The organism is Candidatus Saccharibacteria bacterium oral taxon 488 (assembly GCA_013099015.1).
Classification (GTDB): domain Bacteria; phylum Patescibacteriota; class Saccharimonadia; order Saccharimonadales; family Saccharimonadaceae; genus Nanosynbacter.
The window spans coordinates 199,132-225,212 of the sequence record CP039998.1; the positions used below are offsets into that span (position 1 = coordinate 199,132).

At 50.9% G+C, this 26,081-nt stretch carries 24 protein-coding genes and 1 pseudogene; 22 read left to right on the forward strand and 3 right to left on the reverse strand.

Annotated features, from left to right (window positions below; translation table 11 throughout):
* Positions 1-7 precede the first annotated feature (7 nt).
* The 7 genes from FBF29_01035 (at position 8) to greA (ending at position 5,554) form a co-directional block, all read left to right on the forward strand.
* Positions 8-562, forward strand: a complete 555-nt coding sequence (locus tag FBF29_01035) for a ribosome recycling factor (protein QJU07287.1) — start codon at positions 8-10, stop codon at positions 560-562.
* Positions 562-978 carry a hypothetical protein gene (locus FBF29_01040; GenBank protein ID QJU07288.1) on the forward strand — a complete coding sequence of 139 codons (417 nt, stop codon included), beginning with the start codon at positions 562-564 and terminating at the stop codon, positions 976-978. Before FBF29_01035 ends, FBF29_01040 begins: the two co-directional genes overlap by 1 nt.
* A complete protein-coding gene (gene uppS / locus FBF29_01045; GenBank protein QJU07289.1) occupies positions 971-1,666 on the forward strand; it encodes a di-trans,poly-cis-decaprenylcistransferase in 696 nt (231 codons plus the stop codon). Before FBF29_01040 ends, uppS begins: the two co-directional genes overlap by 8 nt.
* 2 nt (positions 1,667-1,668) lie before the next feature.
* On the forward strand, positions 1,669-2,835 hold the full coding sequence (locus tag FBF29_01050) for a PDZ domain-containing protein (protein QJU07290.1): 1,167 nt from the start codon (positions 1,669-1,671) through the stop codon (positions 2,833-2,835).
* 3 nt (positions 2,836-2,838) lie between these two features.
* Positions 2,839-3,672: a CPBP family intramembrane metalloprotease gene (locus tag FBF29_01055; GenBank protein ID QJU07291.1), complete on the forward strand. Its 834-nt coding sequence runs from the start codon at positions 2,839-2,841 to the stop codon at positions 3,670-3,672.
* A 1-nt stretch (position 3,673) separates the two neighbouring features.
* The gene (locus FBF29_01060) at positions 3,674-4,924 is read left to right on the forward strand and encodes a prolyl-tRNA synthetase (protein QJU07292.1); all 1,251 of its coding nucleotides are present in this window, start codon (positions 3,674-3,676) and stop codon (positions 4,922-4,924) included.
* A 174-nt stretch (positions 4,925-5,098) separates the two neighbouring features.
* Positions 5,099-5,554: a transcription elongation factor GreA gene (gene greA / locus FBF29_01065; GenBank protein ID QJU07293.1), complete on the forward strand. Its 456-nt coding sequence runs from the start codon at positions 5,099-5,101 to the stop codon at positions 5,552-5,554.
* A gap of 33 nt (positions 5,555-5,587) precedes the next feature.
* Here greA and FBF29_01070 read toward each other — a convergent pair whose 3' ends face one another.
* Complete coding sequence (locus tag FBF29_01070; protein QJU07294.1) at positions 5,588-6,199, reverse strand: hypothetical protein; 612 nt, start codon at positions 6,197-6,199, stop codon at positions 5,588-5,590.
* A gap of 94 nt (positions 6,200-6,293) precedes the next feature.
* Between FBF29_01070 and FBF29_01075 the strand changes: the two genes are divergently transcribed.
* From FBF29_01075 to raiA, 12 genes and pseudogenes are all read left to right on the forward strand, one after another.
* On the forward strand, positions 6,294-8,033 hold the full coding sequence (locus tag FBF29_01075; GenBank protein ID QJU07295.1) for a DUF2207 domain-containing protein: 1,740 nt from the start codon (positions 6,294-6,296) through the stop codon (positions 8,031-8,033).
* Positions 8,034-8,035: 2 nt separating this feature from the next.
* Positions 8,036-8,989 carry a DUF21 domain-containing protein gene (locus FBF29_01080; GenBank protein QJU07296.1) on the forward strand — a complete coding sequence of 318 codons (954 nt, stop codon included), beginning with the start codon at positions 8,036-8,038 and terminating at the stop codon, positions 8,987-8,989.
* Between the two features lie 161 nt (positions 8,990-9,150).
* A complete protein-coding gene (locus FBF29_01085) occupies positions 9,151-10,440 on the forward strand; it encodes an ABC transporter permease (protein QJU07297.1) in 1,290 nt (429 codons plus the stop codon).
* A gap of 10 nt (positions 10,441-10,450) precedes the next feature.
* Positions 10,451-11,149 carry an ABC transporter ATP-binding protein gene (locus tag FBF29_01090; GenBank protein ID QJU07298.1) on the forward strand — a complete coding sequence of 233 codons (699 nt, stop codon included), beginning with the start codon at positions 10,451-10,453 and terminating at the stop codon, positions 11,147-11,149.
* On the forward strand, positions 11,139-11,486 hold the full coding sequence (locus FBF29_01095; protein ID QJU07299.1) for a PadR family transcriptional regulator: 348 nt from the start codon (positions 11,139-11,141) through the stop codon (positions 11,484-11,486). The genes FBF29_01090 and FBF29_01095 overlap by 11 nt, the downstream gene beginning before the upstream one ends.
* Entirely contained in the window at positions 11,483-12,775 is a 1,293-nt protein-coding gene (locus tag FBF29_01100) for a PspC domain-containing protein (GenBank protein ID QJU07300.1), read from the forward strand. Before FBF29_01095 ends, FBF29_01100 begins: the two co-directional genes overlap by 4 nt.
* 68 nt (positions 12,776-12,843) lie before the next feature.
* Positions 12,844-13,686 (forward strand): undecaprenyl-diphosphate phosphatase, encoded by an 843-nt coding sequence (locus tag FBF29_01105; GenBank protein QJU07301.1) that lies wholly within the window; start codon positions 12,844-12,846, stop codon positions 13,684-13,686.
* Positions 13,687-13,705: 19 nt separating this feature from the next.
* A pseudogene (locus tag FBF29_01110) lies at positions 13,706-13,872 on the forward strand (ATP-binding cassette domain-containing protein).
* A 103-nt stretch (positions 13,873-13,975) separates the two neighbouring features.
* Positions 13,976-15,751, forward strand: coding sequence for a hypothetical protein (locus tag FBF29_01115; protein ID QJU07302.1), 1,776 nt, complete (start codon positions 13,976-13,978; stop codon positions 15,749-15,751).
* Positions 15,752-15,808: 57 nt separating this feature from the next.
* Positions 15,809-17,104, forward strand: a complete 1,296-nt coding sequence (gene serS, locus FBF29_01120) for a serine--tRNA ligase (protein ID QJU07303.1) — start codon at positions 15,809-15,811, stop codon at positions 17,102-17,104.
* An 18-nt stretch (positions 17,105-17,122) separates the two neighbouring features.
* Positions 17,123-17,365 (forward strand): hypothetical protein, encoded by a 243-nt coding sequence (locus tag FBF29_01125; GenBank protein QJU07304.1) that lies wholly within the window; start codon positions 17,123-17,125, stop codon positions 17,363-17,365.
* Positions 17,366-17,387: 22 nt separating this feature from the next.
* Positions 17,388-17,762 carry a ribosome-associated translation inhibitor RaiA gene (gene raiA / locus FBF29_01130; protein QJU07305.1) on the forward strand — a complete coding sequence of 125 codons (375 nt, stop codon included), beginning with the start codon at positions 17,388-17,390 and terminating at the stop codon, positions 17,760-17,762.
* 9 nt (positions 17,763-17,771) lie between these two features.
* Here raiA and FBF29_01135 read toward each other — a convergent pair whose 3' ends face one another.
* Both FBF29_01135 and FBF29_01140 read right to left on the reverse strand, forming a co-directional pair.
* Entirely contained in the window at positions 17,772-18,707 is a 936-nt protein-coding gene (locus tag FBF29_01135; protein ID QJU07306.1) for a hypothetical protein, read from the reverse strand.
* A 12-nt stretch (positions 18,708-18,719) separates the two neighbouring features.
* Positions 18,720-20,651 carry a VWA domain-containing protein gene (locus tag FBF29_01140; GenBank protein ID QJU07307.1) on the reverse strand — a complete coding sequence of 644 codons (1,932 nt, stop codon included), beginning with the start codon at positions 20,649-20,651 and terminating at the stop codon, positions 18,720-18,722.
* Here FBF29_01140 and FBF29_01145 point away from each other — a divergent pair.
* The 3 genes from FBF29_01145 to secA all read left to right on the forward strand — a co-directional run bounded on the left by FBF29_01145 (position 20,582) and on the right by secA (position 26,077).
* Positions 20,582-22,492, forward strand: a complete 1,911-nt coding sequence (locus tag FBF29_01145; GenBank protein ID QJU07308.1) for a hypothetical protein — start codon at positions 20,582-20,584, stop codon at positions 22,490-22,492. The genes FBF29_01140 and FBF29_01145 overlap by 70 nt on opposite strands.
* Before the next feature lie 27 nt (positions 22,493-22,519).
* Complete coding sequence (locus FBF29_01150) at positions 22,520-23,353, forward strand: hypothetical protein (protein ID QJU07309.1); 834 nt, start codon at positions 22,520-22,522, stop codon at positions 23,351-23,353.
* A gap of 99 nt (positions 23,354-23,452) precedes the next feature.
* Positions 23,453-26,077 (forward strand): preprotein translocase subunit SecA, encoded by a 2,625-nt coding sequence (secA, locus tag FBF29_01155; protein QJU07950.1) that lies wholly within the window; start codon positions 23,453-23,455, stop codon positions 26,075-26,077.
* The last annotated feature ends 4 nt before the right edge of the window (positions 26,078-26,081 follow it).

Sequence of the window (26,081 nt, forward strand, 5' to 3'; positions counted from 1 at the left end):
AGGAAATATGTTTGACACACAACCATATGAGGATAAAATGGCGCAGGCGTTTGGTCATTTTCAGGACGAGCTGAAAAAAGTACGGACTGGCCGGGCGCATGCTGGGATGCTGGATGGCGTGATGGTGGAGGCGTACGGGGCGCGGATGCCGCTCAATCAAGTGGCAAATGTGACAGCACCGGAGGCGCAGATGTTACTGGTGACGCCGTTTGATCCGAATAATATTACGGCAATTTCGGCAGCGATTCGCGACAACCAGAGTTTGGGTTTTAATCCGTCCGATGATGGACGGGTGGTGCGCGTGCCAGTGCCAGCGCTGACTGAGGAGCGCCGCAAGCAACTAGTCAAGCAAGTCAGTGAAAAGGTCGAAGAAGCGCGGATCGCTATGCGGACGATTCGGCAGGACGCATTGAAAGAGGCCAAGCGGATGAAGGATGCCAAGGAACTCGGCGAGGACGATCTCAAGCGGGTTGAGAAAGAAATTGACGCGCTGATGAGTAAGGTGCAGGCACAAATTGACGAAGCGTTTAAGGCAAAAGAAAAGGACGTGTTGACGGTTTGATGAGTCAGACATTTGCCGAGCGCGTAAAAGAGTTAGGGCTGCCGCTGGATCAGATGATTATCATTGGCAGCGGTATTTTGGATCAACTAGGAATCCGTCAGTCTGCTGATATTGATGTGGCGGCAGGTCAAGCGGTATTAGAAGAAATTGCTCGTAGTGGTGGCTGGGCCGAAAAGCTTGATAAAAATCAACGCCAGTATTTGGTGAAGCGTGATGGATCGGCCGAGATCTGGGATGGCTGGGAGATTGATGGGCGAGTCGTTGAGTACGACGAGTTACTAGACTACGCGGTGGAATATGACGGTGTGAAGTTTGTCAATCTAGATTTTCTGCGGCGCTGGAAAAACTGGCGCGGGCGCGAAAAAGATATACAGGATGTGAGGTTGATTGATGAGTGGAGGGCGAAACATGAGTGAAAAAACAGAATTGCCGAGGCACGTTGGCTTTATCGTTGACGGTAATCGCCGCTGGGCGAAGAAACACGGGCTGCCGGCTTATGAGGGGCATTTTGCGGGATACAACAGCCTGAAGGATGTGCTACTGGAGACGTTGCGTCGCGGCGTGAAGTATGCCAGCGCGTATGTGTTTAGTACAGAAAATTGGAAGCGCTCCGAGGAGGAGGTCGGGCATTTGATGGGTTTGCTGCTCAAGGTGCTGGAGTCAGACGTGCCAATATTTTTGGAGCACAATGTGCGGATGCGGGTGATTGGTTCACGCGAGGGGTTGTCAGAGACCTTGCGAAAAGCGATTGAGCGAGCCGAGGAGCGAACGCGGAATTTGACGGGCGGCGAGCTGCTTTTGTGCCTTAATTACGGCGGGCATTTGGAAATTGCCGATGCGGTTAAAAAAATTGTTCAGTCGGGTGTGGTAGCCGAAGAGGTGACGCCAGAACTGATCGCTCAGAACTTGTATGCACCGGAAGTGCCACCGTGTGACCTTATCGTGCGAACAAGCGGCGAACAGCGATTGAGTAATTTCATGCTGTGGCGGGCGGCATATAGCGAGCTAATGTTCATCGAGAAAAACTGGCCAGACATGACAACAAAAGATGTGGAGTTCATTCTGGAGGAGTACAAAAAACGTAATCGGCGCTTTGGAGGGTAATAATGGTGTTCATTGGAATTTTGGTTGGGCTGATCATATTAGTTTTATTGGTAGTGGTGCATGAATTGGGGCACGCGATCGTGGCGCGGCGCAATGGTGTGGTGGTTGAGGAATTCGGTATCGGCTTCCCACCGGCTGCGAAAAAATGGCGGCCTAAAAAGAGCTTTCTCGGCAAGAATGTGGTGTTTAGTCTAAACTGGCTGCCGCTCGGCGGGTTCGTCAAGCTGAAGGGTGAATACGATTCGGCCGAAGGCGCGGGGACGTATGGCGGCGCTACTTTTTGGGTAAAGACCAAGATTTTATTAGCCGGCGTGATGATGAATTGGCTGACGGCCGTCGTGCTGTTCATAATATTGGCGCTCGTGGGGATGCCAAAAATTTTACCACAGCAGGCAGTGCTGCCATTTGATTCACGGGTGGAGCGTTCAACACTGACGGTGGCGCGAGTGACACCAGGCTCGCCGGCAGAAAAGGTTGGCCTTCAGCGTGGCGATGAGGTGCGAAAGATCGGCGATCATAATGTGGCAACACCAGCCGAACTGTCAGCAGCGACGAAAGCACAGGCTGGTCGCGAGGTGACGATTGAGCTGGTGCGCAGCGGTCAGACACTCACCAAGCAGGTTAAATTGCAAACTGCCGACCAAGCAAAAAATGGCGGCTATCTCGGTGTCGGCCCGCAACAGACAGAAACGATTCACAGTACTTGGTCGGCGCCGATCGCAGCAGTGGTGACCACGGGGCAATTGACGTATGAGACGGTGGCGGGCGTTGGTTCAATTCTCATAAAAACGATTAACGGGACGGTCGGGCAATTAGTTGGCTCGCCAGAATCTCGCCAGGCGGCCAAGGCTGATCTAGCGGCAGTTGGTGAAAGCGTGGCCGGGCCGGTTGGTATCTTGGGTGTGCTGTTTCCGTCAGTGCTGAGTTCTGGTGTGACGCAGATTTTATTGCTGGCGGCAATCATTTCGCTGACGCTAGCGGTGATGAATGTGCTGCCAATTCCGGCGCTGGACGGCGGGCGGTGGTTCACAATGGCGGGCTTTAAATTATTCAAGAAAAAATTGACCAAAGAGCGTGAGGAAACGATTCAGGGCATTGGTTTTTTGGTACTGATGGCGCTGACGGTTTTAGTGACGTGGAGTGACATCACGAAGGTATTAAGGGGATAAAATATGAGAAAGCGGGCGAGAAGTGAAAAAACCCAGTCGACAAAGGGGCGGCTGAATAAAAATAATTGGTGGCTGCTCATCGCGCTGCCAGTGTGGACGTATGCGGCGTTTTGGATGGCGCAGTTAATTGTACTTGGCCTAGTGTGGGTATTGCATCGGGTCGGCGTGCCGCTTGGTTCGGTGAATGAGGTGCTGCTGAACGCGACGGGCTCGGTCGTTGTGTATGTACTGGCGGTGACCTTGGTGGTAGGCCTGCCGTTTTATGTCCGTCGCCGCCGGACGACGCTGAAAGAAATGGGAGTGACCGATTGGCCGTCGTGGTGGGACGTGGTGATTACACCGGCAGCCTTTATTGTATACACGATTTGTTCAGCGGTGTTTTTAACAGTGGTGACTAAACTGATAGCAATTGATATTCACCAGCCACAAGCACTGCCATTCTCGCAGTCAATGCTCGGTACCCAGTGGCAATATATCGCGGCATTTATGACGATAGCAGTATTGGCGCCAGTGGCGGAAGAACTACTCTTTCGCGGTTATTTGTATGGTAAATTGCGGCGGACGGCACCAGTTTGGATGGCGGTTTTGATCACCAGCCTGACGTTTGGGGCAGCGCATTTGTGGGGAGGCAGCGGGTCGCTGCAGTGGGCGGTCGCGGTAGACACCTTTGTGCTGAGTATCGTGATGAGCCTAGCGCGGGAGTATACCGGCGCGATCTGGGTGCCAGTTTTGATGCATATCGCGAAAAACAGCATCGCCTTTTATGCGTTATACGTTAATCCAAATCTTTTAGAGCAACTAAAGTCGGCGCTGCTGCCGCTCATTGGAGGAATATAAGATGCGAACGAGTCAACTATTTACCAAAACGGCCAAGACCGCACCGGCGGACGAAGTGTCGAAAAATGCGCAGCTCCTCATCCGGGCGGGATTTGTGTATAAGGTGATGGCGGGCGTATATGCGTATACACCACTGGGGCTGCGTGTGCTGGAAAACATCAAACAAATTGTCCGTGAGGAGATGAATGCGATTGGTGGCCAAGAGTTGATCATGACAAATTTGCAGCGCCGCGAGACCTGGGAGGCGACTGGTCGCTGGAGTGATGAAGTGGTCGATGTGTGGTTCAAAACTCGCTTGCAAGACGACACTGAGCTGGGGTTAGCCTGGAGCCACGAAGAAGCGATTATGGAAATGATGCAACAATATGTTAAAAGCTATAAGGATCTACCGGTTAGTGTGTATCAGTTTCAGACCAAGTTGCGCAATGAGCTGCGATCAAAGAGCGGTATTATGCGTGGCCGTGAATTTGTCATGAAGGATATGTACAGCCTGCACGCCACACAGCAGGACATGGATCAGTATTATGAGCGGGTTATCGAGGCGTATAAGCGCTGCTATGCGCGGTTTGGCATTGGTGATAGTACATTTGTGACATTTGCTGGCGGTGGGGCGTTTACTAAGTTTAGTCACGAGTTTCAGACGATATGTGAAGCGGGTGAGGATACGCTGTACGTCAATGCTGACCAGACGGTGGCTGTCAACGAAGAGGTGTTGGATGATGCTACCAAGGAATTGGGTATCAGTAGAGATGATCTACTGCCAGTTGTCAGTGCGGAGGTGGGCAATATATTTAAATTTGGTACCGAAAAAGCTGAGCAGATGGGTATCATGTACACCGGTGAAGATGGCAAGCAGCATCCGATTTACCTTGCAAGCTACGGTATTGGCATCACGCGGGTGATGGGTGTGGTTGCCGAAAAAATGTCGGATGATAAGGGGTTGGTCTGGCCGGAGAATATCGCACCGTTCAAGGTTCATGTGGTGGCGATTGGTGATAAGGGTCAGGAGCTAGCGAGTACATTATATACCGAGCTGGCGGAAAAGAACGTGGCAGTGTTGCTGGACGATCGGGCCGAGCGGCCAGGCGTCAAGTTCGCCGATGCGGAGTTGATGGGTCTGCCATGGCGGATTACGATTGGCGATCGGGCAATTGATGGTGACGGACTATTTGAGCTGACCGAGCGGGCGACTGGCGAGACGAAGAAGCTGGATTATCAGCAACTCGTCGCCTTTTGTTTGGAGCGCGGGTGATCACATTGTCTGATATGTGCGACGGAGGCCGGATTGCACCAGGGGCTCCGCCATGTATTGACATGGTTTTGGGTGATTGCTATACTCGTAGAGACTTAAATAACCATATGGATAAGCGCTATATATAGCACTTTTTGTTTTTGTAGACGCTATATATGGAGTGAGGAGAGTAACATGAATAAGGTATATCAGATTACTGAGAGTGGCCAACGTGAGCTAGAACGAGAGCTAGACGAGCTGAAAAGTCGGCGCGGTGAGATCGCTGATAAAATCGCGGCAGCGCGGGATTTTGGCGATTTGAGCGAAAATGCAGAGTATGACGCAGCGCGCGAGGCTCAAGGGCTGCTAGAAACGCGCATCACCGAGATTGAAACAATTTTGCAGAATGCGAGCATCATTCAGGCTGGCAGTAGTTCGACGGTGGTGCTGGGTAGTACAGTGGAGCTGGAGGCGAACGGTAAGACAGTGGTTTATACCGTCGTTGGGCCGGTCGAGGCGGATCCGCTAGAAGGGAAGGTCTCGAATGAGTCGCCGATTGGCCAGGCGTTGATGGGAAAAACAGTTGGTGATACGGTAACGATCAGCACGCCAAAGGGTGAGTTAGCGTATACAGTTGTGGCGCTGCGGTAGAGTCTTGGGGCGATATTTGCGACAGTTTGTTACTTAAAATATGTTACGAAAGATGCAATATAGTATGCGTGACAGTGTATGTTGCTTTCTAAATATGCGCTGCCTCGTCGTTTTTTCTAATTTCTTCTGTACAGCTTGACGTGCTTGTTTCCGTACTTTTTTCAGCATCAGTCGCTGAGACCCACTTTCAGATAACCCTTGGAGTATGATATCATCTTGCACTGGTAAGTTCTGCTGGTTAAACTGCTCCATGATCGTTTTTGCTGGTGTAGCGTCAGTTTTTGGATGATAAAAGTTATATATTGCTAGAGTTACTCGGCCGAGACGCTTTTGCATTTCTTTAGAAAGCCCACCAGGTTTACGCTCCAATTCCTTGAGCGCGTCCTCGAGAGCGTATGCTTCCTCTGGATATTTTTCACGGAGTAAATCAGCCACATTGACCACATCCATTAGGGCACGGAGTGGGTAGGCCGGGGGTTCCGTCCTGCTCCTTAGTTCTTCTATCCACGAATGAGCATTATGGTAGAGCTTCTTTGCTTGACCTGGGTCGTCACAGCCATCGGGCGAGTCCACTTCCCATGAGGACGTCGAGGTCTCTGGGGGCGTCGGGGTTTCATCTCTTGTTAGCAGCGTATCCTTGAACATCGTTCTCCATTATCCAATAAATACTTCATCTTTGCAAGGCCATTGGCGATAATATTATTAAAAGCGCATCAGTAATAAGTGATATAATTAACATATGAAGCGGTTTTTCTTTGGGATGGTCGCGGTGATTGTGCTGTTGGTTGGGTTCGGGTCAACGGCACAGGCGGCAAATAACTTTACGATTAGTAATTATACTGTCGACATGGAACTGGGGCGTGATAGTGAACAGCGTTCGACACTGCGTACCAAATTGACCATTACTGCGGATTTTCCGCCGCGGCAGAACCATGGCATTGCACCAGTGTTTGTCAAGAAGTATAACGGACATCCGACTCACTTTACGCTGGAGTCAGTGACGGATGAGCGGGGTGCGCCGCTGGAGTATAGGTGGCATAATGATGAGCTGAGAATTGGCAACAAAGACACCTACGTCAAGGGCAAAAAGACCTATGTCATTACCTATACGCAGCGGGACGTGACGAAATTATATCACGATACGGGTAAACAGGAGTTTTATTGGGATGCGATCGGCACTGCTTGGCAGGTGCCAATTCAGTCAGCATCGGTGACGCTCAAGCTGAGTCCCGAGCTGGTGGATGCTAAGCAAACGGGCCTCCAGTGTTATCAGGGAATATTCGGCAGTAGCCAGCGCTGCGAGGTGCGTGAACAGGGCGATACGTTGACGGCGACAGCCCGTGCACTGCCAAAGAAGGCGGGCGTGACGATCGCGGTCGGGTTTGCGCCGGGGACGTTTGCGGCGTATCAGATGTCATTCATGGAACAGCTGATTGATTGGTGGGCGAAATTACAATTGGTGTTGCTGGCGGTGGCGCTGATATTGGTGGGGGTGATCATCGTGGCTTATTATCGGTCGATTGGTCGCCGTAAAGAACTGGAGCCAATTCCGCCGGAGTATTTGCCACCGCGAGGTACGAGCGTGACGACGTCGGCCAAGCTGGTGCAGCCGTTTCATATGGTCAAGGGGTCGGTGATGGCGGCACAAATGATAGACCTGGCGGTGCGCCACTACATTCAGGTTATCGAGGTGAAGCCGCGTACGACATGGCGAACAGCCGAGTACGAAGTGAAAGTGATACAAGCTCCGGGCAAACTCCTGGCCGAGGAGCAAGAAATGCTGAGGAATATATTTGGCTCCTCGCCGAAAGTTGGTAAGCGGTTAAATCTAAAAACGCTGCGTAACAATGCGCGATACGCGGCGCGAGTACGCTATAGCGCAAAGCAAATGAAGGGGCGGCTCATTGACGACTATGGTTTGCAAGCGCGCGAGCCGCAGCATACCCGACGATTTCGACGGTACGCGATAATTATCAGTATTTTTGCGGTGCTATTGTTGTCGCCGGTGCTCTTGGTGTTGGCGGGGATGGTGTTTTATCTGTCGTTTGGTAAGGTGCTGACTGACAAGGGTCTGGCGCTCAGGCGGCATCTGGCGGGCCTGAAGAGGTACATTGGCGTGGCTGAGGTCGAGCGTTTGCAGATGCTGCAGAGTCCTGAGGGTGCAGAAAAAGTAAAAGTTGATGCGGCTGACGAGAAACAATTGGTGAAATTGTACGAGCGGGTATTGCCATATGCGGTGTTGTTTGGGCAGGAAAAAGAATGGAGTGCGCAGCTGGGTAAGTACTATGAGCAGGTCGGCGAACAGCCGGATTGGTATAGTGGCCAAGGCGCGTTCAATGCGGCGGCGTTTGCGGCTGGAATGAACAGCTTGTCGAGCGTGGCTAGTAGCGCCAGTGATTACTCTTCGACCTCTGGCGGCTCAACTGGCGGCGGCTTCGTTGGCGGCGGAGGCGGAGGCGGCGGAGGCGGCGGCTGGTAACCGTGTCTGATGTTTTATTATTGGCGATGGCGGCGGTGCTGCTGGTGCTGTCGGGGTCGTTTTCGGGTCTTAATATTGGGCTGATGATGGCGCGGCCCGATGATTTGCGGCGCAAGGCCCGGCAGGGCGACGCAATTGCTGCACGAGTCTACCGCTACCGCAAAGATGGATATTATCTGATCTTTTGTATTTTGCTGGGTAACGTTGGCGTCAATACGGCGATGTCGATTTTGCTGGGTAATATGACGAACGGCGTGGTTGGCGGGTTGATTGCCACATTACTGATCACGATGTTTGGCGAGATTTTGCCGCAGGCGATTTTTACTCAACGCGGCTACCGTTTTGTGCGGCATTTCTTTTGGCTGCTGGATGTGATTTATGTGTTATTTTGGCCGTTGGCGAAGCCGATGTCCAAGCTGCTCAATCGCTGGCTAGGCAAGGAAACGCCGCAGCTGTATTCGCATCAGGAGTTGGAACAGATCATTCACGAGCATGCTGAGCGGTCGGACAGTCCGGTTGATTACGATGAAAGCCGGATTGCTTCGGGCGCGCTGCAATTCAGTAAAAAGACAGCTGTCGATTTGGTAACGCCGATGGATGAGGTGTTTACGGTGGAGTTGGATGATGAGTTGGATGCGACACTGCTGGCACAGATCAAGCATGCTGGGCATTCGCGGATCCCGGTGTGTGATGATGAGCGGCTGGTAGGAATTTTGTATGTCAAAGATGTAGTGGGGCGCGAGCTGCCACTGCCAATCAGTCAATTGTACCGCGATAAGATCCATGACATTGATGCGCGGTCGCGGCTGGACACGGTGCTCAGCCGATTTATCCAAACCCGCAATCATTTGTTTGTGGTGATGGATGATGAGAAGGAGCTGGGCATCATCACATTGGAGGACGTGATTGAAGAGATTTTGGACCAGGAAATTGAGGACGAATACGACGAGGAATGAGACGAGAGATTATGCCTTATGCTGTAAGAGCAAAATAAAAAACCAAAGAAATCTAAGAGGTAGACAGCTATTTAGGTAGCAAATCAGTCAAAAGTACTTGACTTTTTATAGTACCTTGTATAACATAGTACTATACATAACAAAACTATAAGGAGTATAGCATGAGAAGAATCGATATCATCAATCGGGCGAGGCGAAACCTTCGCCAGTCAAAGGGTCGGACGATTTTGACGGCATTGGCGATTTCCGTCGGGGCGTTCACGATTGGTTTGGCCCTGATGGCTGGTGAGGGTGGTCGGCTGTATACTAACAGTATCGTTGATGCGGCTGGTGATAAAAAAGTAATCATGGTTGGTAAAAAGGTGGAGTCGGAAAAGAAAGAGGAATTACCAGAATATGGTAGTTCGGCAGAAGAGGCTGACAAGAATAAAGCATTGGCTGCACGCAGCAAATATTCGCTCAACGACAAGGACCTGGAGAAGATCAGACAAACACCGCACGTAAAAACGGTAACGCCAGCATATTCAACTGATGGCGTGGCGTATGCTAAAAGCTCAGCCAGTGATAAAAAATTTGCATTGACAGTGGCTGTCAAAATGGACAGGACTCGGGCAGAATTGGCGGCGGGAACTTTGGAAGATTTTATGCCAAAGCCAGGTGAGATTATCATCCCGAATGATTATGTGAAACAGTTGGGTTTCAAAGATGCGCAGTCGGCGATTGGCCAAACAATAACCTTGGGTGTGCGTAGTGCAGCGCAGGGTGGTAATGTCGCCAAAGAGGTGTCGTTCAAGATTGCGGCAGTCGACAAAAAATCAGACACCATTTTGTTTTATGAGCCAATGCTGAGAATCTCGACGGCTGATGCTAAGGCTATCTATGAATTCAGTCATGACAAGAGCCAGCCAAACCAGTACTCAACGGCGATTGCTATGGTGGATAACGAGAGCAATGTTGATACTGCTAAAGACGTGATCGGCAAAGATTATAATGCATACTCAATTCAGGATATTCGGAAGGCGCTACTAACGATGGTTAATGTAGCGCAGGTGGCGCTGGCGGCATTTGGCGGATTGGCGCTGCTCGCTAGTGTGTTTGGAATTGTGAACACTATGTATATTTCGGTACTGGAGCGAACCAGTCAAATTGGTTTGATGAAAGCGCTCGGGATGCGTGGTCGTGATATTGGTAAGTTGTTCCGCTATGAGGCGGCATGGGTCGGTTTGTTAGGTGGCTTGATTGGTGTTGGGCTGGCAAGTTTGGTGACGTTGTTAAACCCTATGATTACTAATGCTTTGGGATTGGGGGCAGGGACAAACCTACTGGTTATCAATCCGCTGCAAATCGGGCTATTGGTATTTGGACTAGTGGTGATGGCAGTAATTTCTGGCTGGCTGCCGAGCTGCAAAGCAACAAAGCTAGACCCAATTGAGGCATTAAGGACTGAATAGGAGAAGTATCATGATTGAACTGAAAAATGTGACGAAGATTTACGGTAAAAAGAAAAACCAATTCATAGCCCTGAAAAATGTCAGCTTAACCATTCCAACAGGAGCCAGCGTGGCAATTTTAGGAAAATCCGGCTCAGGAAAATCGACATTGATGCATGCCATTTCAGGGTTGGATAAGCCGCAGAAAGGTCAAGTGATTATCGATGGACAAGATATTTTGCAACTGAAGCCAAAGCGTGTCGATGAATTCCGTGCTAAAAAAATTGGCTTTATTTTCCAGAGTTTCTTCGTCCAGGGCAATGAAAGCGTGATTGACAATGTCAGTTTGCCGCTGGAAATTGCGCGGCTGCCACGGAAAAAGCGAGTGCATAAAATCAACGCGGCGCTTAAGGCGGTGGATTTGTACGATAAGCGCAAGAATCGCGCCAAAGACTTGTCGGGCGGGCAAAAGCAGCGCTTGGCGATTGCTCGGGCAATTGTCGGTGATCCACAAATCCTTTTTGCTGACGAGCCGACTGGTAACTTAGACAGTGAAACGGGCGCGAAAGTAGAAGAATTATTGTTTGATTATAACAAGCAAAAGGGTGTGACGTTGATTGTGGTGACACACGACGCTGATTTGGCGAAAAAATGCGATCATCAGATTATAATTAAAGACGGGCGGATTGAACATTCGACCGTACCGAAAGGAGGGAAGTATGGACGTTAGTGCTTACGCGGAGAGCTTGGCGATTCAGCTGCGCAAAGGCTTTCTGGTGTATTGTGTACTGCTGGTGTGTGCTAAGCAGCCGCAATATACCGGCGACATCGTCAAGCAATTGAGTGATTCGGACTTAATGGTAGTGGAGGGTACGATTTATCCGCTGCTCAGCCGCTTGCAAAAATACGGCTATTTGCAGCACGAATGGCAGGAAAGCGAGCAAGGTCCGCCGCGCAAATATTATTCGCTCACTGACGTGGGCGCGCAGCTGGTGGATGAATTGAAAAATCGTATAAAAATGTTGAACACTTCGCTAAAAGATCTCGAGAAAGGAGCAAAGCGATGAAAGAAATAACCAGAATTCATTTGGCAAAGACGCCGTTTAGCGTGGAAGTTGATGCCAAAAAATCATTGGAGAAATATCTTAATTTAATTCAGAAAAACATGCATGCCGAGCCGGAAGCCATGCAAGAAATTGAAGCGCGAATGGTGGAGCTTTTGGCGGAGCGCGGTGTGTCGAAGGACGGTGTCATTAGTCACGATGATGTTTTGGCGGTGCAGAAACAAATGGGCGAACCGCGTGATTTTTCGGATGATGACGAGGTGGTGGAGACCGATGACGAGCCCGAGCGTTCAGAGCGTTCGGAGCGACGGCTGATGCGTGATACGGAGCATGCGCTGATTGGTGGCGTATGTGCAGGCATTGCTGCCTATTGGGGAACCAATCCTTTGTGGGTACGATTATTGTTCATTTTTTCGCCATTTATTACCTTTGGTGCAGCGGTACTGATTTATATTGTGATGTGGCTGTCAGTTCCAGAGGCGCGGACTGCCTCTGATAAGCTCCAGATGCGCGGCAAGGCGGTAACGTTTGATTCGCTGAAGCGTCAGGCCAGTCGGAATGAGCCATCCGTAGGGCGGAATAGTAACACGGGTCATACGGCAGCAAAAGTATTTCGATTTATTCTTGGTGTTGGTATTCTCATGGTAACGCTGGGATTATTTATTGCACTCATCGTGGGGGCGGTCAGTGGCATCGCGGTGATTGGTCTGCTTGATGGATTCTATGCACAGCCGTGGGCGTGGGGTCTGTGGGCATCCTTACTCGTTGGTGGCGTGGCGGCGGTATGGCTGGGCGCGATATTGAGCCACAGCGCTTTCACGTGGACATTAAAGCGGCTATCGGTGGTTATGACGGTGGTGGCGCTAGTTGTGGGAGCACTATCGGTTTCGGGAATGACGCTGTTTGGTGTAGGTATGGCGAATGAGCTAGCACGTGACGAGGAGCGCTTGACAAAAGTCGTGCCGGTTGAATTGCCAAGTGATATGAAGGGCGTGAAGTATGTCCACGTCGAGGGCGAGGATGTGTCGTTACATTTTGGGGATACGACCCGAGGTGATATCAAGGTTGAACTGCGCTATATAGACCTCAAGGGCAAGCGCCAGCAGCCAAAAGTGTCGGCGGTGCGTGACGGTGATAAGCTCGTGCTCAGAGTTGAAAACCAGCGTAGTCGCTGTCGTACAACGTGGTTTGGCTTTTCGCCAGAGCTTGATGTCAACTGCTTCGGGTTTGTGCGATTGCACGTGTCTGGGCCGCTGTCGCCATCGCCCGCACCACAATCAAGCAACGCATAGTGAACGCGGAGGTTGGCGAATGCTTACTGAGCTGCTACACTGAAGGGATGAGAAGGAGCTATTAAGTAGTGGCGTGGTGGCAGGCGATCATCCTCGGCATCATTGAAGGCGTGACGGAATTTCTGCCGGTTTCTTCGACGGGACATTTGACGATCGTCGAGAAATTGATGGGGATGAGAATTGACGATCCGAGTCTGACGGCGTTCACGGCAGTAATTCAGATCGGCGCGATCTTGGCAGCTATCATCTATTTTTGGAGCGATATTTGGCGGGTGCTAAGCGCGTGGTGGCGCGGGCTGTGGTGGAAGCGGGCACGGCGACAGTTTGATTATGTGTATGGCTGGGCGATTATCATTGGTTCGGTGCCGATCGCAGTGATTGGACTACTGTTTAAGGATCAGGTCGAGACGGTGCTGCGTAGCTTGTGGTTTGTGGCGGTAGCGTTGATTGGCTGGAGTCTGGTAATGTGGTGGGCTGATAAGCGTTCAGAAAAGGCCAGTCACCGCAGCGAGCAGCAAACGACGTGGCGAGATACGCTGGCGATTGGTGTGGGGCAGTGCCTGGCCTTGATACCGGGTATCAGTCGGTCGGGAGCAACGATCTCGGTGGGGCTGCTGCGGGGATTTGACCGAGTAACGGTGACGAAGTTGAGCTTTTTCCTCGGTATTCCGGCGCTGGTGGCGGCGGGGCTGCTGGAGATGCTGACTGCCTCAAAGCACATTGCTGGCGGCGTTGGCTGGGTAGCGACGGGACTTGCGACCATCGTGTCGTTTGTGGTCGGCTACATTGCGATATCATGGCTACTCAAGTTTGTGGCGCGGAATGACTTCTCGTTATTTATTTGGTATCGAGTCGGGCTAGGCGGTCTGATCATTGTTTTGCTGATGAGCGGCGCGATCAGCGCGGTCTAGCTCGCGCCGTTAAAAGTGTATGGTCACTGGGGCGAGTGTAGCGATTTTAGGCAAATCTGGTTCGGGCAAGTCGACGCTGATGCACACCATCTCGGGACTGGGGATAAGCCTGAGCAAGGCGAAGTGTTGGTTGATGGCGAGGGAATGACTAGCCCATACTACTTAATTGTGGCTGACCTGTCGTAATTACCCGCGATTTTTGATAAAAATTATGGCTTTTAGAATATGCTCATGCTATAATCACGGTAGATAGGCGTATAGCAAGATCAAATAGGGGATATAATACAATATGAACGAGCGCTCAGATAAAACATATGCGAGTCGTAAACTGGTAATATGTTTATTTATCGTCACGATACTGATCATTCTACTGCTGTGGTGGTGGCCGTGGGGCGGCGGTAATCGCTTTTACAAGGGGGTTCGTCCAGATCAGATTAGCCTGCGCCAAAGCAATGGCAAGGTGCAGTGGCAGTTTATGGACGGCGACTGGCAGGATATTGTCTCTCTTTCTGAGTTGCGAGGTGATAAGGGCGAGAAAGGCGACAAGGGTGACAAAGGTGACACTGGTGAGGCCGGAGCCGCTGGTAAAGACGGTAAAAACGGCGTAAGTACAGGACAGCGTGGAGCTAACGGCCGTGATGGGGCGAATGGTAAAAACGGTGCGACCGGGCCAAAAGGTGACATCGGTGCTCAGGGTCCAGCTGGTCCACGGGGCCAAAAGGGTGACAAGGGCGAGAAGGGCGATGCCAATGGTGTCGTCGGTCCGGCTGGCCCACAGGGTCCCAAAGGCGACACCGGCCAGCAAGGACAAAAAGGTGACAAAGGCGATGCCGGCGCTAAAGGCGAAAAGGGGGACGCTGGTGCTAAAGGCGATAAAGGTGACAAGGGTGAGAAAGGTGAAAAAGGTGACACTGGTGCAACGGGTGCCCAGGGCGCACAAGGTGCTCAGGGGCCTGCCGGTGCCCAAGGCCAAAAGGGTGAAACTGGCCCTGCCGGCCCGCAAGGCCCAGCTGGTCCCCAAGGCCAAAAAGGTGAGAAAGGCGAAAAAGGTAATGATGGCCCACAAGGTCCTGCAGGTCCTCAGGGAGCCAAAGGTAATACCGGTCCAGTCGGTCCCGCCGGCCCGCAAGGACTCAAAGGCGCTAAAGGTGATACTGGAGCGACAGGTACTCAAGGTCAAAAAGGCGACAAGGGCGACACCGGCCCAGTAGGTCCTCAGGGCCTGCCCGGTCCCCAGGGTATACCAGGTGTTAAGGGGGATAAAGGTGACACTGGTCCAGCGGGGCCACAGGGTCTTCAGGGTGCTAAGGGTGACAAAGGCGAGCCAGGGGCTAAGGGTGAAACTGGCCCTGCCGGCCCGCAAGGAGCTAAGGGAGATGCCGGTGCACCTGGAGCTAAAGGCCCGAAGGGCGACGCTGGTCCTCAAGGACAAAAGGGTGAAGCTGGTGCAAATGCAACAGTCAATGTGACAAATAGTACTCAGCCATGTTCGACCAAGCTCAACGTTACGGGTAATGGTACACCAAATATTGGACTGACGTTTACCGGATCAAATATTCCGGCTGGTGGGTCAATTGGTCAGGTACTGATGAAAAAATCAGCGGCAGATTGTGATGTTGCGTGGAGAAGTTTGCCGCAAGAAACGATGTTTGCTGGCTCGATCGGTGTCGGTAATGGTAACATCACGGCGGTGAATGTTAATGCTGACACTTATACAGCTATTCCGATGACAACGATCACCACGAATACCGGCGGTGGCACCTGGGATCCAGTGAATCACACGTATACCATTCCAAGCGACGGTGTGTATTTCATCCGTTCCAGTATTCGTACCGTTGACAACTCGCCGATGCGTAACATTTACCAAATTGTTAATGATGTGAACGGTGATCGTCCAGAGGGCACGTGGTCATCTAACCAAGCTGGTGTCCGTCGTTCGACGCTGCCATATTCACGGATGATGCGGGCCACAGCTGGTACCAAGCTAAAGTTGATTGTCGTATCAGACCTCCAGGGCGTGCAACTCAGCGATGCAAGCCTGACAATTACCAAGCTTTCAAACTAGTGAAGTTAGCGGTCAAGTTAGCGAGATAAATTATCGTATATCTGCTACAATGATACCATGTTAGATATTCGCTTTATTCGAGATAACGCCGAGGCAGTGCAGGCTGCGGCGAAACACAAGGGGTGCGACGTGTCTATTGCGACATTGTTGCAATTAGATGACGAGCGTCGCGAGATGCAGCGCCAGGTTGACGAGCTGCGTCAGCAGCGTAATGAGATTGCTGCTAAAATGAAGGGCGGCAAGCCTGAGCCAAGTTTGATTGAGCAGGGCAAGGCGATCAAGGCCAAGCTGAGCGGGCTCGAGGCTCAGCTGAGCGAGGTCGAGGAACGCTACATAACGCTACTAAAGCAGGTTCCTAATATGCCGCACGCCGACGTGCCAGTTGGTCTCAGTGAAGACGAAAACGTTGAAGTAAAGGTAGTCGGTGATATTCCAGCCTTTGATTTTGCGCCGAAAAATCACTACGAAATTGCCGAGGCAAAAGGCTGGCTCGACAAAGAGCGGGCCGCCAAGGTTGCTGGTGCTCGTTTTGCTTATATCATGGGGGATTTGGTGTTGTTGCAACAGGCGATTATCCAGTTTGTGATCACATCTCTCACGAACCCAGCGGTGATCAAAGAGATCGCCGAAAAGGCTGGCCTTGATGTCAATACAAAACCATTCACCCCAGTGCTGCCGCCACTGATGATCCGCACCGAACCGTATGATCAGATGGATCGCCTCCAGCCGAGTGACGATCGCTACAAGATCGAGGGCGAGGAGCTGTGGCTACAGGGGAGCGCTGAGCATGTGCTCGGCAGCATGCACGCGGGTGAGATTTTTGACGCCAAGCAATTACCGCTACGATACTTGGGTTTTGCCACCAGTTTCCGAAAAGAAGCGGGGACGTACGGCAAGGACATGGAGGGTCTGATTCGGATGCATCAGTTTGATAAGCTGGAGATGGAGAGCTTCACCGAGGCGAAGGATAGTTATAACGAGCACCTGCTATTTATCGCGATTCAAGAATGGCTTTTGGCTCATCTCAAGCTACCGTACCATGTCCTGATGAAATGCACCGCTGATATTGGCAAGCCAAATGCGCGCGGTGTCGATATGGAAGTCTGGCTACCAGGTCAGGGCAAGTACCGCGAGACGCATACCGCTGATTACATGACGGATTATCAGGCGCGTCGCTTGATGACGCGGGTGCGTACGGATAACGGGGTTGAATTGATCCACACGAATGACGCGACGGCCTTTGCGCTGGGGCGCTGTATGGTGGCGATAATCGAGAATTACCAGACCGCCGAGGGTGATGTCGTGGTGCCAGAAGCACTTCGTCCATATATGAACGGCCGCGAGATGATATAATGGAGCCTAGGAGGGTATATGGCACTGACGAACGATGACAAGCAATGGATCAAGGGCGCGATCGCTGATGGCGTGGTTGAAGGCAGACTACAGGCACTGACGAACGACATTAAAGAGATATACGATGTTATTTACGGCAAGCCGAACAAATCATTTATGAGCGCCAGCTTTGCCAAAATGTCGTCGAAAGAAAAGCTGCTCGTGATTAACGAAGAATTACTAAAAATGGCGAAGGACGCGGGTGTTGTTTTGCCGCGCTAGGGTATAAGTAAAAGGAGGAATTATGATCAAAGATATTACCATTACCGGTGTCAAATACGAGTTGACGGACACCACAAAGAAATACGTCGAGCGCAAAATCGGTGCGCTGGGCAAGTACTTACCGCGACATGCCCGCAAGAGCGCGACCGCTGATGTAAAGATCAAGCAGATCGATAATCCTGGCGGCAACAAGTATGAGGTTGAAGTGATTATCAATGTACCGGACAAGAAGATCACCGCTAAAGATTCGACGATGAACGTGCTAGCAGCAGTGGATATCGTTGAGGCGAAGCTGAATGGGCAGCTACGTAAGTATAAGGATGATGTGTTGGCGCACGTTGGCAGCAGCCGCGGCGTACTGGCACGGTTCAAGCGCGGTTTCCAGCGCGAGCAGTAGGGGTGCTGACTAGCCAATCGGGGAGCGAATACCAACCTCTCTGTCTCTGTGATAGGTTTTTACCCAGCTAATATATATTAGACCGTAGTGTACGTTTGAGTGAATAGATAGGATTTGAGTAGCATCTGGGTCGGGCTGCTGACACAGCGAATAGTAGTTCTCATCGGTTGGCTTATCGCCAGCTAGTATAGCGGTAAGTTTATCAGTTAAACCTTCGGCCAGGGTCTGGTGTTCTATGGGGGGAGTCTGCTCCTGGCTCTGTTGGTAGGAAATGAAGGTGCGATTTGGTTGTTCTCTGCCAGAAAGGAGGCGAAGAGTCCACTTTATATTTGGGTGACTTTTATCTTGGTGAGTCGGCAACCTGTTTAATGCTGGGGTTGTTGTTGAGGTCGGTACTTGGTCTGAGCTATGCCAAGCACTATCTTTAACACTCCGATCAATATGTAATCCATGGTCATGCTCTCTAATTTGTAGGGGGTTGTTTGGTATATTCGTATCACTAGTCATTTTTCGAGCGATGGCCAGCCAGTTTTGCTTGCCAAGACCGTGGGGCGCCAGAACAACGTGTGGGGCGACACCTTCTTCTTCCTCCGTGAGTTCAAATTGTTCGGCTAGGTATTGAAGGTTAACACCGACAGACACCATTTGTTCTGGTGTTGGCGCTGAAAGACCGATGTGGCCAACCAAACGCTCGGATAGGGCAAAAGCTGTTTCAAAAGCCTGCTTTGTTTCTAGATCGGTTATAATTTCCAGCTTGCTAAATCCGGCTTTACCTTTCCCCCTAGCTTCTTTTACATTAGTATTGAGGGTATCTAGGAGTGCTGCAGAACCAAAACCCTGACTGGTGGTATCGAGAGACTGAGCCTCTTGTCTTTCCTGAGCCCTCTGCCAAGCATTATTCGCCGCGGCTTGAATGTCTGGTGATAGTAGATTGAGATTAGCCATATGTTATTCTTTTTATGTTTGAATCGTTGTTTCTATAAATGATTGTAACACATTTGGCAGGTCTTTAGGGTCGTTGATAAGTTTGGCGTTCGGGGCGTACAGCTGCTCAGCGGCGTCTGAGCCAATAGATACGCCGTATACTACGGTGTTCTGGTCACGGCGAAGCTGGCTGATGGCTGCTTGGGTGGCGTCGGGGTTATTACTTGCGCCATCAGTTACGACGACAATGATTCGCTGGCGATCATGGTCATGGGGCAGATGAGTAATTTCCTGGAGAGCTAAATAATCCGCTGTACCGCCCGCATCGGCTGCGGTGACAGCCGCGTATGTATCAAGCCGCTGTTTATCACTGAGACTGCTACCAAGCGGCTTGTGGCATGTTGCGTTGCTGCCAAATGTATATAATGATGTGCGGATTGATAGATCGGACAAATCAATACTTTGTTGTTCTTCCAGTTGTCGGATGTCACGTTCCATACCAGCGAGTCCCTCTAGCATGATGACGGCACAACTGGCGGCGGCTTTTGCAGGCGCACCGCCCATGGAACCAGAGCAGTCAAACACAAAGAAATAGTCGGTCTTGCAGTTTAGTTCCGCCCGCCCACGCACGGTTTCATAGCGCTGGAACGCTTCTGGTGCGATGCCACTCTTGATATCGGTGATGGTTTGCACCAGGCGGTTAGGGTCGAGGATATCGCCATCTTGGTGAGCGCGGTGACCGAGACCGCGGCGGGTGGTAACGACTTCATTCAAGACTGATCGAAAGACTTGGCGCATCTGATCAATCTGCCCATGTAGTCGCTTGACTTCGTTATCGTAATGCTGCTTTTTGTGTAGTGAATGTCCAGTCTGCTCTTGGTAGCGGCGGTCGGCCGCTATCTGACGGGCGCGTTCTCGCTGTTCGGGTGTCATGGTTTCGTGGCGTTTTTCTTGAGCAGCTTTGTCGATAGCGTTATGGATTTTTTCGTGTTCTTCGGGGCTGAATGGCTCGGGATGCTTGTTGTCGAAATAATCGGCATAGGCGTCCGCAAATGGATTGCTGTCTTGTTTAGTATTATCGTTTTGTGATGGGTCAGTATCTTGCTGCTCGGTGGTGTTGCTGTTAGTTTGCTGGTTGTTGTTTTGCTGTTGGGCGTCTTTTGCCTCTTGTTTGTCTAATTTCATGAGAGCTTCGTATTTTGGCCAAATCTGCGTGAGCCAATAATCAAAACGGTCACTGCCGGAGAGTTTCTTGCCATTAGAACCCCTTGCGCCAGGATCAGTCAGGAACGAGATGAGGTCAACCTGTCCACTCTGAAAGTTGCGCAGCTGGTCTATGGCTTCATCGACTTCTTGGCGAACAGGCGTTTCGCTACCTGGTATCATCTCCTGGCGGATGATTTTATAGAGGAATTGTAGGTGCATTGGTATGTTGGTGTAATCAATTATCTCGCCATCTCGCTCTGTCGGAAATAGGCGATTATCATAAAGATCCGCACCGACCTCTCGCATGGCAGGTAGCATGTTCATGATCTGTTTGTTACCGTGGATATCGGTCAGGATATTATTGAAAATGCTCCGTGCTTGCTGCTCCTGGGGGTCTTTGCCACTCATGATGAATGCATGTTGCCGCGCCGCGAATACGGGATCACGCTTGATATCGCGTACATGTGACATTAGTTCATGCAGGATGGCAAAAACACAGTGATTGGCTGAATAGCCTTTTTCGATAAAGAATAACGGATCGATGGTAACCAAGCCAGTTTCAGGATACGTAGCCCAGCCTTTGCCAATCACAGCCCGTACTTCTAGACCAGTCAACCGGCAGATTGCTGGTTTTTGATCTAGTAAAAACTTTTCAGCATCATCAAGGGCAACTCGGAATTCCTCGACCAATGCTTCTTGCTCGGGTGTCAATTCCGGTGGCTCTATATCACTTGCTGGTATCTGTAGTGTTTCAGTCATTTTTCTTTACAAACCTTATGATTATAGTATATAATACGGGCTATATAATTAAAATACCAACATACTCTATGAAAACAGTTGAATCAAAACCTGTCATGACTGAAACCGAATTACGGCTCGAGCCTCGCGTTTCAGAAAGTTATTATTCTCCAGACATGGATGATCGAACGGTGGATGGTGTTGTGGAGTTGATGACTGGTCTGCAGGAAAGTATGCAGGCAGTTAGGGCTGACTGGCGGGCAGTGGCCATAGGAGATCGGCAGCTCTTGGAGCGACTGGCGGCGCCACATATTGCGCGTATCAATGAGTCGAGGCGCCGGACAGATTTGGAGGAGCCGGATATAGACGTCAGTGAAATTAGTGAGAACTTTTTGTTGGGCTTGGCGGAGCCGAATTGGGAAGAGCAGATGCCGCGCGACACAAGTGACGAGGAGCTGCAGCGCTGGGAAAGCTTTAAGGATGAGCACCCTGATGTAGCCGACAATCTGGAAGAATGGTACATGTATCATGCGAAATTACATGAGCTACGCAAAGATACCGGGTTGATGGAGCGGTTTGACGAGGAATATCGTGGTGAACAAATGGCGGCAACCCGTGCGGCAGCTGGGTTTTTGCATGCCCAGAACAGAAAACAGCATATTAGCGAGCAGATGGCAAACTTGCGTAGTAGGGCGGCGAAAACAGGCCGTTCTTTGACGGCAGGCGAGAGGCGAAAAATAGCTGCATGGCAAAAGCAGTTGTCCGAGGTTGATGAGAATATCGATATTCCGCCAAATAGTAGCAGGGAGCAGTTTTTGGAGGAAGTGACTCGTCTACAAGTCCGTGAGTGGAAACGACAACTGAACAGTGGTTTGTTGATGACTGAACAGATGCAAACAATCATTGACGAGACGCTGCCGGCTATGATGCGGGGTGAGCCAACGTTGTTCGTCGGTGAGACGGGCGGTGCCAAAACTGCCATGGCGGAGTATATGGTGCAGACGTATTTTGGGGTTGAACCTGAGTTCGTCAGCGCATATGGTGACGTCAATAGTTACCAGTTGATGGGTAAGCAAGAGCTGCGCGAGAAAAACGGTGCGAGTGTTAGCGAGTTTGTGCCGGGGCCGATTATCCGTGCCATGGAGCAGGGTAAGCCGCTTATCCTTGATGAAATTAACGCCATGCCACCAGAACTGTTGAAACGCTTGAACAAAATTATGCAGTTGCGCCCAGGCGATAGATTTACGGTACAGGAAGATTCTGGGCGGGTTGTTAAGGTTCAACCGGGCTTTTGTATCATCGCCACGGCGAATGAAAAGTCAAAACGTTACAAGGGCGTGGATGATTTGAGCGTTGAGTTCCAAAACCGGTTTGGGGCAAATATCAATCGCGTGCGTTACCCTGACCACGACAAGGGCTATGACGAATATCCGCGTGAGAATGCTCAGCTGGCCATGGCGGCGGTGGCGACGAAACGAGGCGAGTTGCCGCCAGATATTGATGAGGGGGATTTTGAGAATTTCGTGAGGGCAGCTCGGTTGAGCCAACAGATATTTAGCGGCACCAATGGCGAAGGCTACGATCAGTTCATTGATACAGAGAGAATGGTCGATAATCGTCCTGGTTTGGAGGAAACAGTGTTGGCACCGCGTACCATGGTGGATATTTTACGAAAAGTTGCCGGCAGTTATGGAGTGGTGTCGCTGAAGCGGGCTTGTCAAACATTCCTGGATGGCATCAAGAACCCGAATGACCGCAAAGTAATGCATCATATCCTTGAGTATCATGATTTGCTGCCGGAGGAAATGCTGAGAAATACATCGGAAGAAGCAGGAGATAACGAGGAGACAGATGAAAGCTGATTGGCTTTTAGGGCAGAGTATATGAGTATGCCTGAAATTCTTCCACCGGAAATTCTCACCGCTGCCGAGGACGCATGGGGGCGAGCTCAGGAGGGGCAAGTTCATACTGGTAAAAATATTGGTTCTGCGGTAATATTTGGCGCGCTTGATGGCGCTGTTAGGAAGGCTAGGGAGGAAAGTGAGATTGGCTTTGGCGCGCTGGAAGTTATAGCGAACCCAGAGATTAAAGAACTATTTAAGCGAGATTTTGAGGATTATAAAGCAATTTTTGCTGAGGCAGGTATTGATGTACCGACACCAGATGAATTGGCGCAGGGTGGTATTGATTTTGGTTGGCTAGCAGAACTAAAAAGGATGTGGCCAGGGTATGACTTGGTAGTGGCGCCACTAACGTTGCCACAGGACACGTTTGAGAGAATTGGTTGTGACTGGAGCATGGAAGGGGGAGTGGTTTCTAATTGGAATGGTATAATGAAAGACACGGTAGACAATTGGCGACTGACGGCTGTAGGTGATAATAAATGGACGGCTTTCATGTTATTTAATAATGAAGAACCAGAGGAGTGTGGTCTATCCTACGATCAGATAACACAATATGGGTCGGCTGTGCCAGTAGTCTGTTATGCTGCCTATCAAGTGCACCGTATTCGCCAGGGTATATTGCCAGTGGATACCGATACTCGCTCTTGGGCGGCAGGTAGGTTCGTCGTCGGCAACGATACCTATGCTCCGTGTGTTGGCTGGGAGATTGGACCTAGGGATTATATGCTGGTAGTCGATTACTGTAATGCATCGAAAGGGACTGAGATTGTAGGCTTGCGTTCTCTGATGGGCGATATTGCGCCAGCGCGGTCTGGCTAACTCCGTGCCCAAACACCCTTTAATTTTCCAGCCCTGCACGGTATAATTGTATACAGTTTTGAAAATGCCTGAAAGTGAGGGAGTTTTGAGTTTATGGCAATGACACAACAAAAGGCGCTGAGTAAGATTTTTGGCGATCCGCAGAAGAAGATTTTGAAGCGGCTGCGTAAGCAAGTTGACGTAATTAACGGTCTGTCCGAAAAATATGAAAAACTGTCGGACAAGGAGTTGCGGGCACAGACGGAGGCGCTGAAAAAGCGTCTGACGAAGAAAAACGTAACACTGGATACGATTTTGCCGGATGCCTTTGCGGTGGTGCGCGAGGCAGCCAAGCGCGTCATCGGCGAGCGTCCGTACGATGTTCAGCTAATCGGCGGCATGGTGCTTCATGAGGGCAATGTGGCCGAGATGAAGACCGGTGAAGGTAAAACCTTGGTGGCGACGCTGCCGACCTATCTGAATGCGCTGGAGGAAAAAGGCGTTCATGTGGTGACCGTCAATGATTATCTGGCGCAGCGCGACGCTGGCTGGATGGGCCAGGTGTATGACTTTTTAGGCCTGACCACTGGCGTGATCATCAACGAAGCGTCGTTTGTGTACGACAAAGAGTATGATAATGAGCATCACGACGATCCGCGCATGCGCAAGCTCCGTCCGGTCACTCGTAAAGAAGCCTACGCGGCCGACATTACGTACGGCACTAACAACGAGTTTGGCTTTGACTATCTGCGCGACAACATGGTTAACGACGTTGATTTGCTCAGGCAACGCGAGCTGAACTTCGCCATCGTTGACGAGGTGGACTCAATTTTGATCGACGAAGCGCGTACTCCGCTGATCATCTCGGCGCCAGCAGCGGAGAACCCTGACAATTATTATACTTTCGCTAAAGTTGCCAGTAAATTAGTGCCAGAGGACTATGTTTTGGATGAAAAGCGCCGCAGCGTGGCGCTGACCGACGAGGGCGTGGAGAAAGTCCAAAAACTGCTGGGAATAAAAAATTTATACACGCCAGACCACGTGCGCAGCGTTTACCACATGGACCAAGCGCTGCGAGCACAAACATTGTTCAAGCGCGACAAAGATTATGTGGTAACCAATGACGGCGAAGTGATCATCGTCGATGAACACACCGGTCGTTTGATGCAAGGACGCCGCTACAACGAAGGCTTGCACCAGGCGATTGAGGCTAAAGAAAACGTGCCAGTACTAGAGGAGAGCATGACGCTGGCGACCATTTCGTTCCAGAACTATTTCCGTTTGTACAATAAACTTTCCGGTATGACCGGTACGGCGTTCACCGAGGCGGAGGAGTTCCAACAAATTTATTCACTGGACGTCATCCAAATTCCGCCGAACAAGCCAGTTATTCGCGACGATAAAGAAGACCTGATCTTCAAGACCGAAAAGGGCAAACTGAAGGCGGTGGCTGAAGCCATCAAAGATTATCACAAGCAAGGCCGGCCAGTGCTGGTTGGTTCTGGTTCGATTGCTAAGAACGAGCAGATTGCTAAATATCTGGAAAAAGAAGGCATTAAGTTTGAGATTTTGAACGCTAAGAACAATGAGCGTGAGGCTGCCATCATCGAGAAGGCTGGTGAGAAGGGCGCGATTACGCTAGCGACAAACATTGCCGGACGTGGTACCGACATCAAGCTGGGCAAGGGCGTCAAGGAATTGGGTGGTTTGGTGGTGATCGGCTCGGAGCGGCACGAGTCACGCCGCATTGACAATCAGCTGCGCGGTCGCGGCGGTCGTCAGGGCGACCCGGGCGAGACGCAGTTCTATGTGTCAACCGAAGATGATTTGATGCGAATTTTCCAGGGCGAGCGCATCGCGGCGTTGATGGATCGGCTGGGCGTGGACGAAGATACGCCAATTCAAAACCGCGCTGTGTCAAAGACATTGGAGGCAGCCCAGAAGCGCGTTGAGGGCTACAACTTTGATACGCGCAAAAATGTTGTTCAGTACGACAACGTGATTAATCGTCACCGCCGTGTGGTCTACACGATGCGGCGAAAAATCCTTGAAGGCGATAATATCCAGCCGGAAATTGAGCGGTTGTTGCGAGACAGAGTCAAAGAGCTAGTGACGCTACCGACCAAAAACAACCCGAAGTTTATCGAGGAATTTACCTCGGCCTTTCCGGTCGATGAGGCGGCCGTGCGCAAGGTTGGCCGCGAGAAAAAAGACCGTCCACGCCTCCAAAAAGCCCTGAAACTAGCACACCAGGCCTACCGGGAAAAAGATGAAGAAATCGGTACTGAAGAGTTGCGCGGTGTGGAGCGCGAGGTGTATATGGCGGTGCTCGACACCCTGTGGATGCAGCACCTAGAGAATATGCAACACCTACGCGAAGGCATTCACTGGCGCAGCGTTGGGCAGCGCGATCCGTTGGTAGAGTACCGGGCGGAGTCACAAAAATTGTTCACCAGCCTCCAGGAAAATCTGCGTAACGAAGTTCTGAACACAATTTTTCATATTCATAAATCTGACGCAGTGATTCGCCAGTCGCAGGATGATGAGTATGATACCGAGCTAACGCGCCTAGTGGAAAGCGCAGTTGAGCGTGGCGTTAATGAAGTTGGTGCGGGCGAGGAAAATCGCGACGGTGACTTTTCGGTGAAAAAGGGCAAATCAAACGCCGAGTCGAACCGTGCCAAAAACCAAGCACGCAAGAAGAAAAAAGCGCAGCGCCAAAACCGCAAAAAGAATCGCAAATAAATCT

Coding starts and splice junctions, on each gene's coding strand:
- secA (QJU07950.1), top strand. CDS start 23,453: ATGACACAACAAAAGGCGCTGAGTAAGATTTTTGGCGATCCGCAGAAG.
- FBF29_01145 (QJU07308.1), top strand. CDS start 20,582: ATGCTTCTTGCTCGGGTGTCAATTCCGGTGGCTCTATATCACTTGCTG.
- raiA (QJU07305.1), top strand. CDS start 17,388: ATGATCAAAGATATTACCATTACCGGTGTCAAATACGAGTTGACGGAC.
- serS (QJU07303.1), top strand. CDS start 15,809: ATGTTAGATATTCGCTTTATTCGAGATAACGCCGAGGCAGTGCAGGCT.
- FBF29_01090 (QJU07298.1), top strand. CDS start 10,451: ATGATTGAACTGAAAAATGTGACGAAGATTTACGGTAAAAAGAAAAAC.
- FBF29_01035 (QJU07287.1), top strand. CDS start 8: ATGTTTGACACACAACCATATGAGGATAAAATGGCGCAGGCGTTTGGT.
- FBF29_01075 (QJU07295.1), top strand. CDS start 6,294: ATGAAGCGGTTTTTCTTTGGGATGGTCGCGGTGATTGTGCTGTTGGTT.
- FBF29_01055 (QJU07291.1), top strand. CDS start 2,839: ATGAGAAAGCGGGCGAGAAGTGAAAAAACCCAGTCGACAAAGGGGCGG.
- FBF29_01040 (QJU07288.1), top strand. CDS start 562: ATGAGTCAGACATTTGCCGAGCGCGTAAAAGAGTTAGGGCTGCCGCTG.
- greA (QJU07293.1), top strand. CDS start 5,099: ATGAATAAGGTATATCAGATTACTGAGAGTGGCCAACGTGAGCTAGAA.
- FBF29_01140 (QJU07307.1), bottom strand. CDS start 20,651: ATGACTGAAACACTACAGATACCAGCAAGTGATATAGAGCCACCGGAA.
- FBF29_01060 (QJU07292.1), top strand. CDS start 3,674: ATGCGAACGAGTCAACTATTTACCAAAACGGCCAAGACCGCACCGGCG.
- FBF29_01050 (QJU07290.1), top strand. CDS start 1,669: ATGGTGTTCATTGGAATTTTGGTTGGGCTGATCATATTAGTTTTATTG.
- FBF29_01095 (QJU07299.1), top strand. CDS start 11,139: ATGGACGTTAGTGCTTACGCGGAGAGCTTGGCGATTCAGCTGCGCAAA.
- FBF29_01150 (QJU07309.1), top strand. CDS start 22,520: ATGCCTGAAATTCTTCCACCGGAAATTCTCACCGCTGCCGAGGACGCA.
- FBF29_01085 (QJU07297.1), top strand. CDS start 9,151: ATGAGAAGAATCGATATCATCAATCGGGCGAGGCGAAACCTTCGCCAG.
- FBF29_01070 (QJU07294.1), bottom strand. CDS start 6,199: ATGTTCAAGGATACGCTGCTAACAAGAGATGAAACCCCGACGCCCCCA.
- uppS (QJU07289.1), top strand. CDS start 971: ATGAGTGAAAAAACAGAATTGCCGAGGCACGTTGGCTTTATCGTTGAC.
- FBF29_01125 (QJU07304.1), top strand. CDS start 17,123: ATGGCACTGACGAACGATGACAAGCAATGGATCAAGGGCGCGATCGCT.
- FBF29_01135 (QJU07306.1), bottom strand. CDS start 18,707: ATGGCTAATCTCAATCTACTATCACCAGACATTCAAGCCGCGGCGAAT.
- FBF29_01115 (QJU07302.1), top strand. CDS start 13,976: ATGAACGAGCGCTCAGATAAAACATATGCGAGTCGTAAACTGGTAATA.
- FBF29_01100 (QJU07300.1), top strand. CDS start 11,483: ATGAAAGAAATAACCAGAATTCATTTGGCAAAGACGCCGTTTAGCGTG.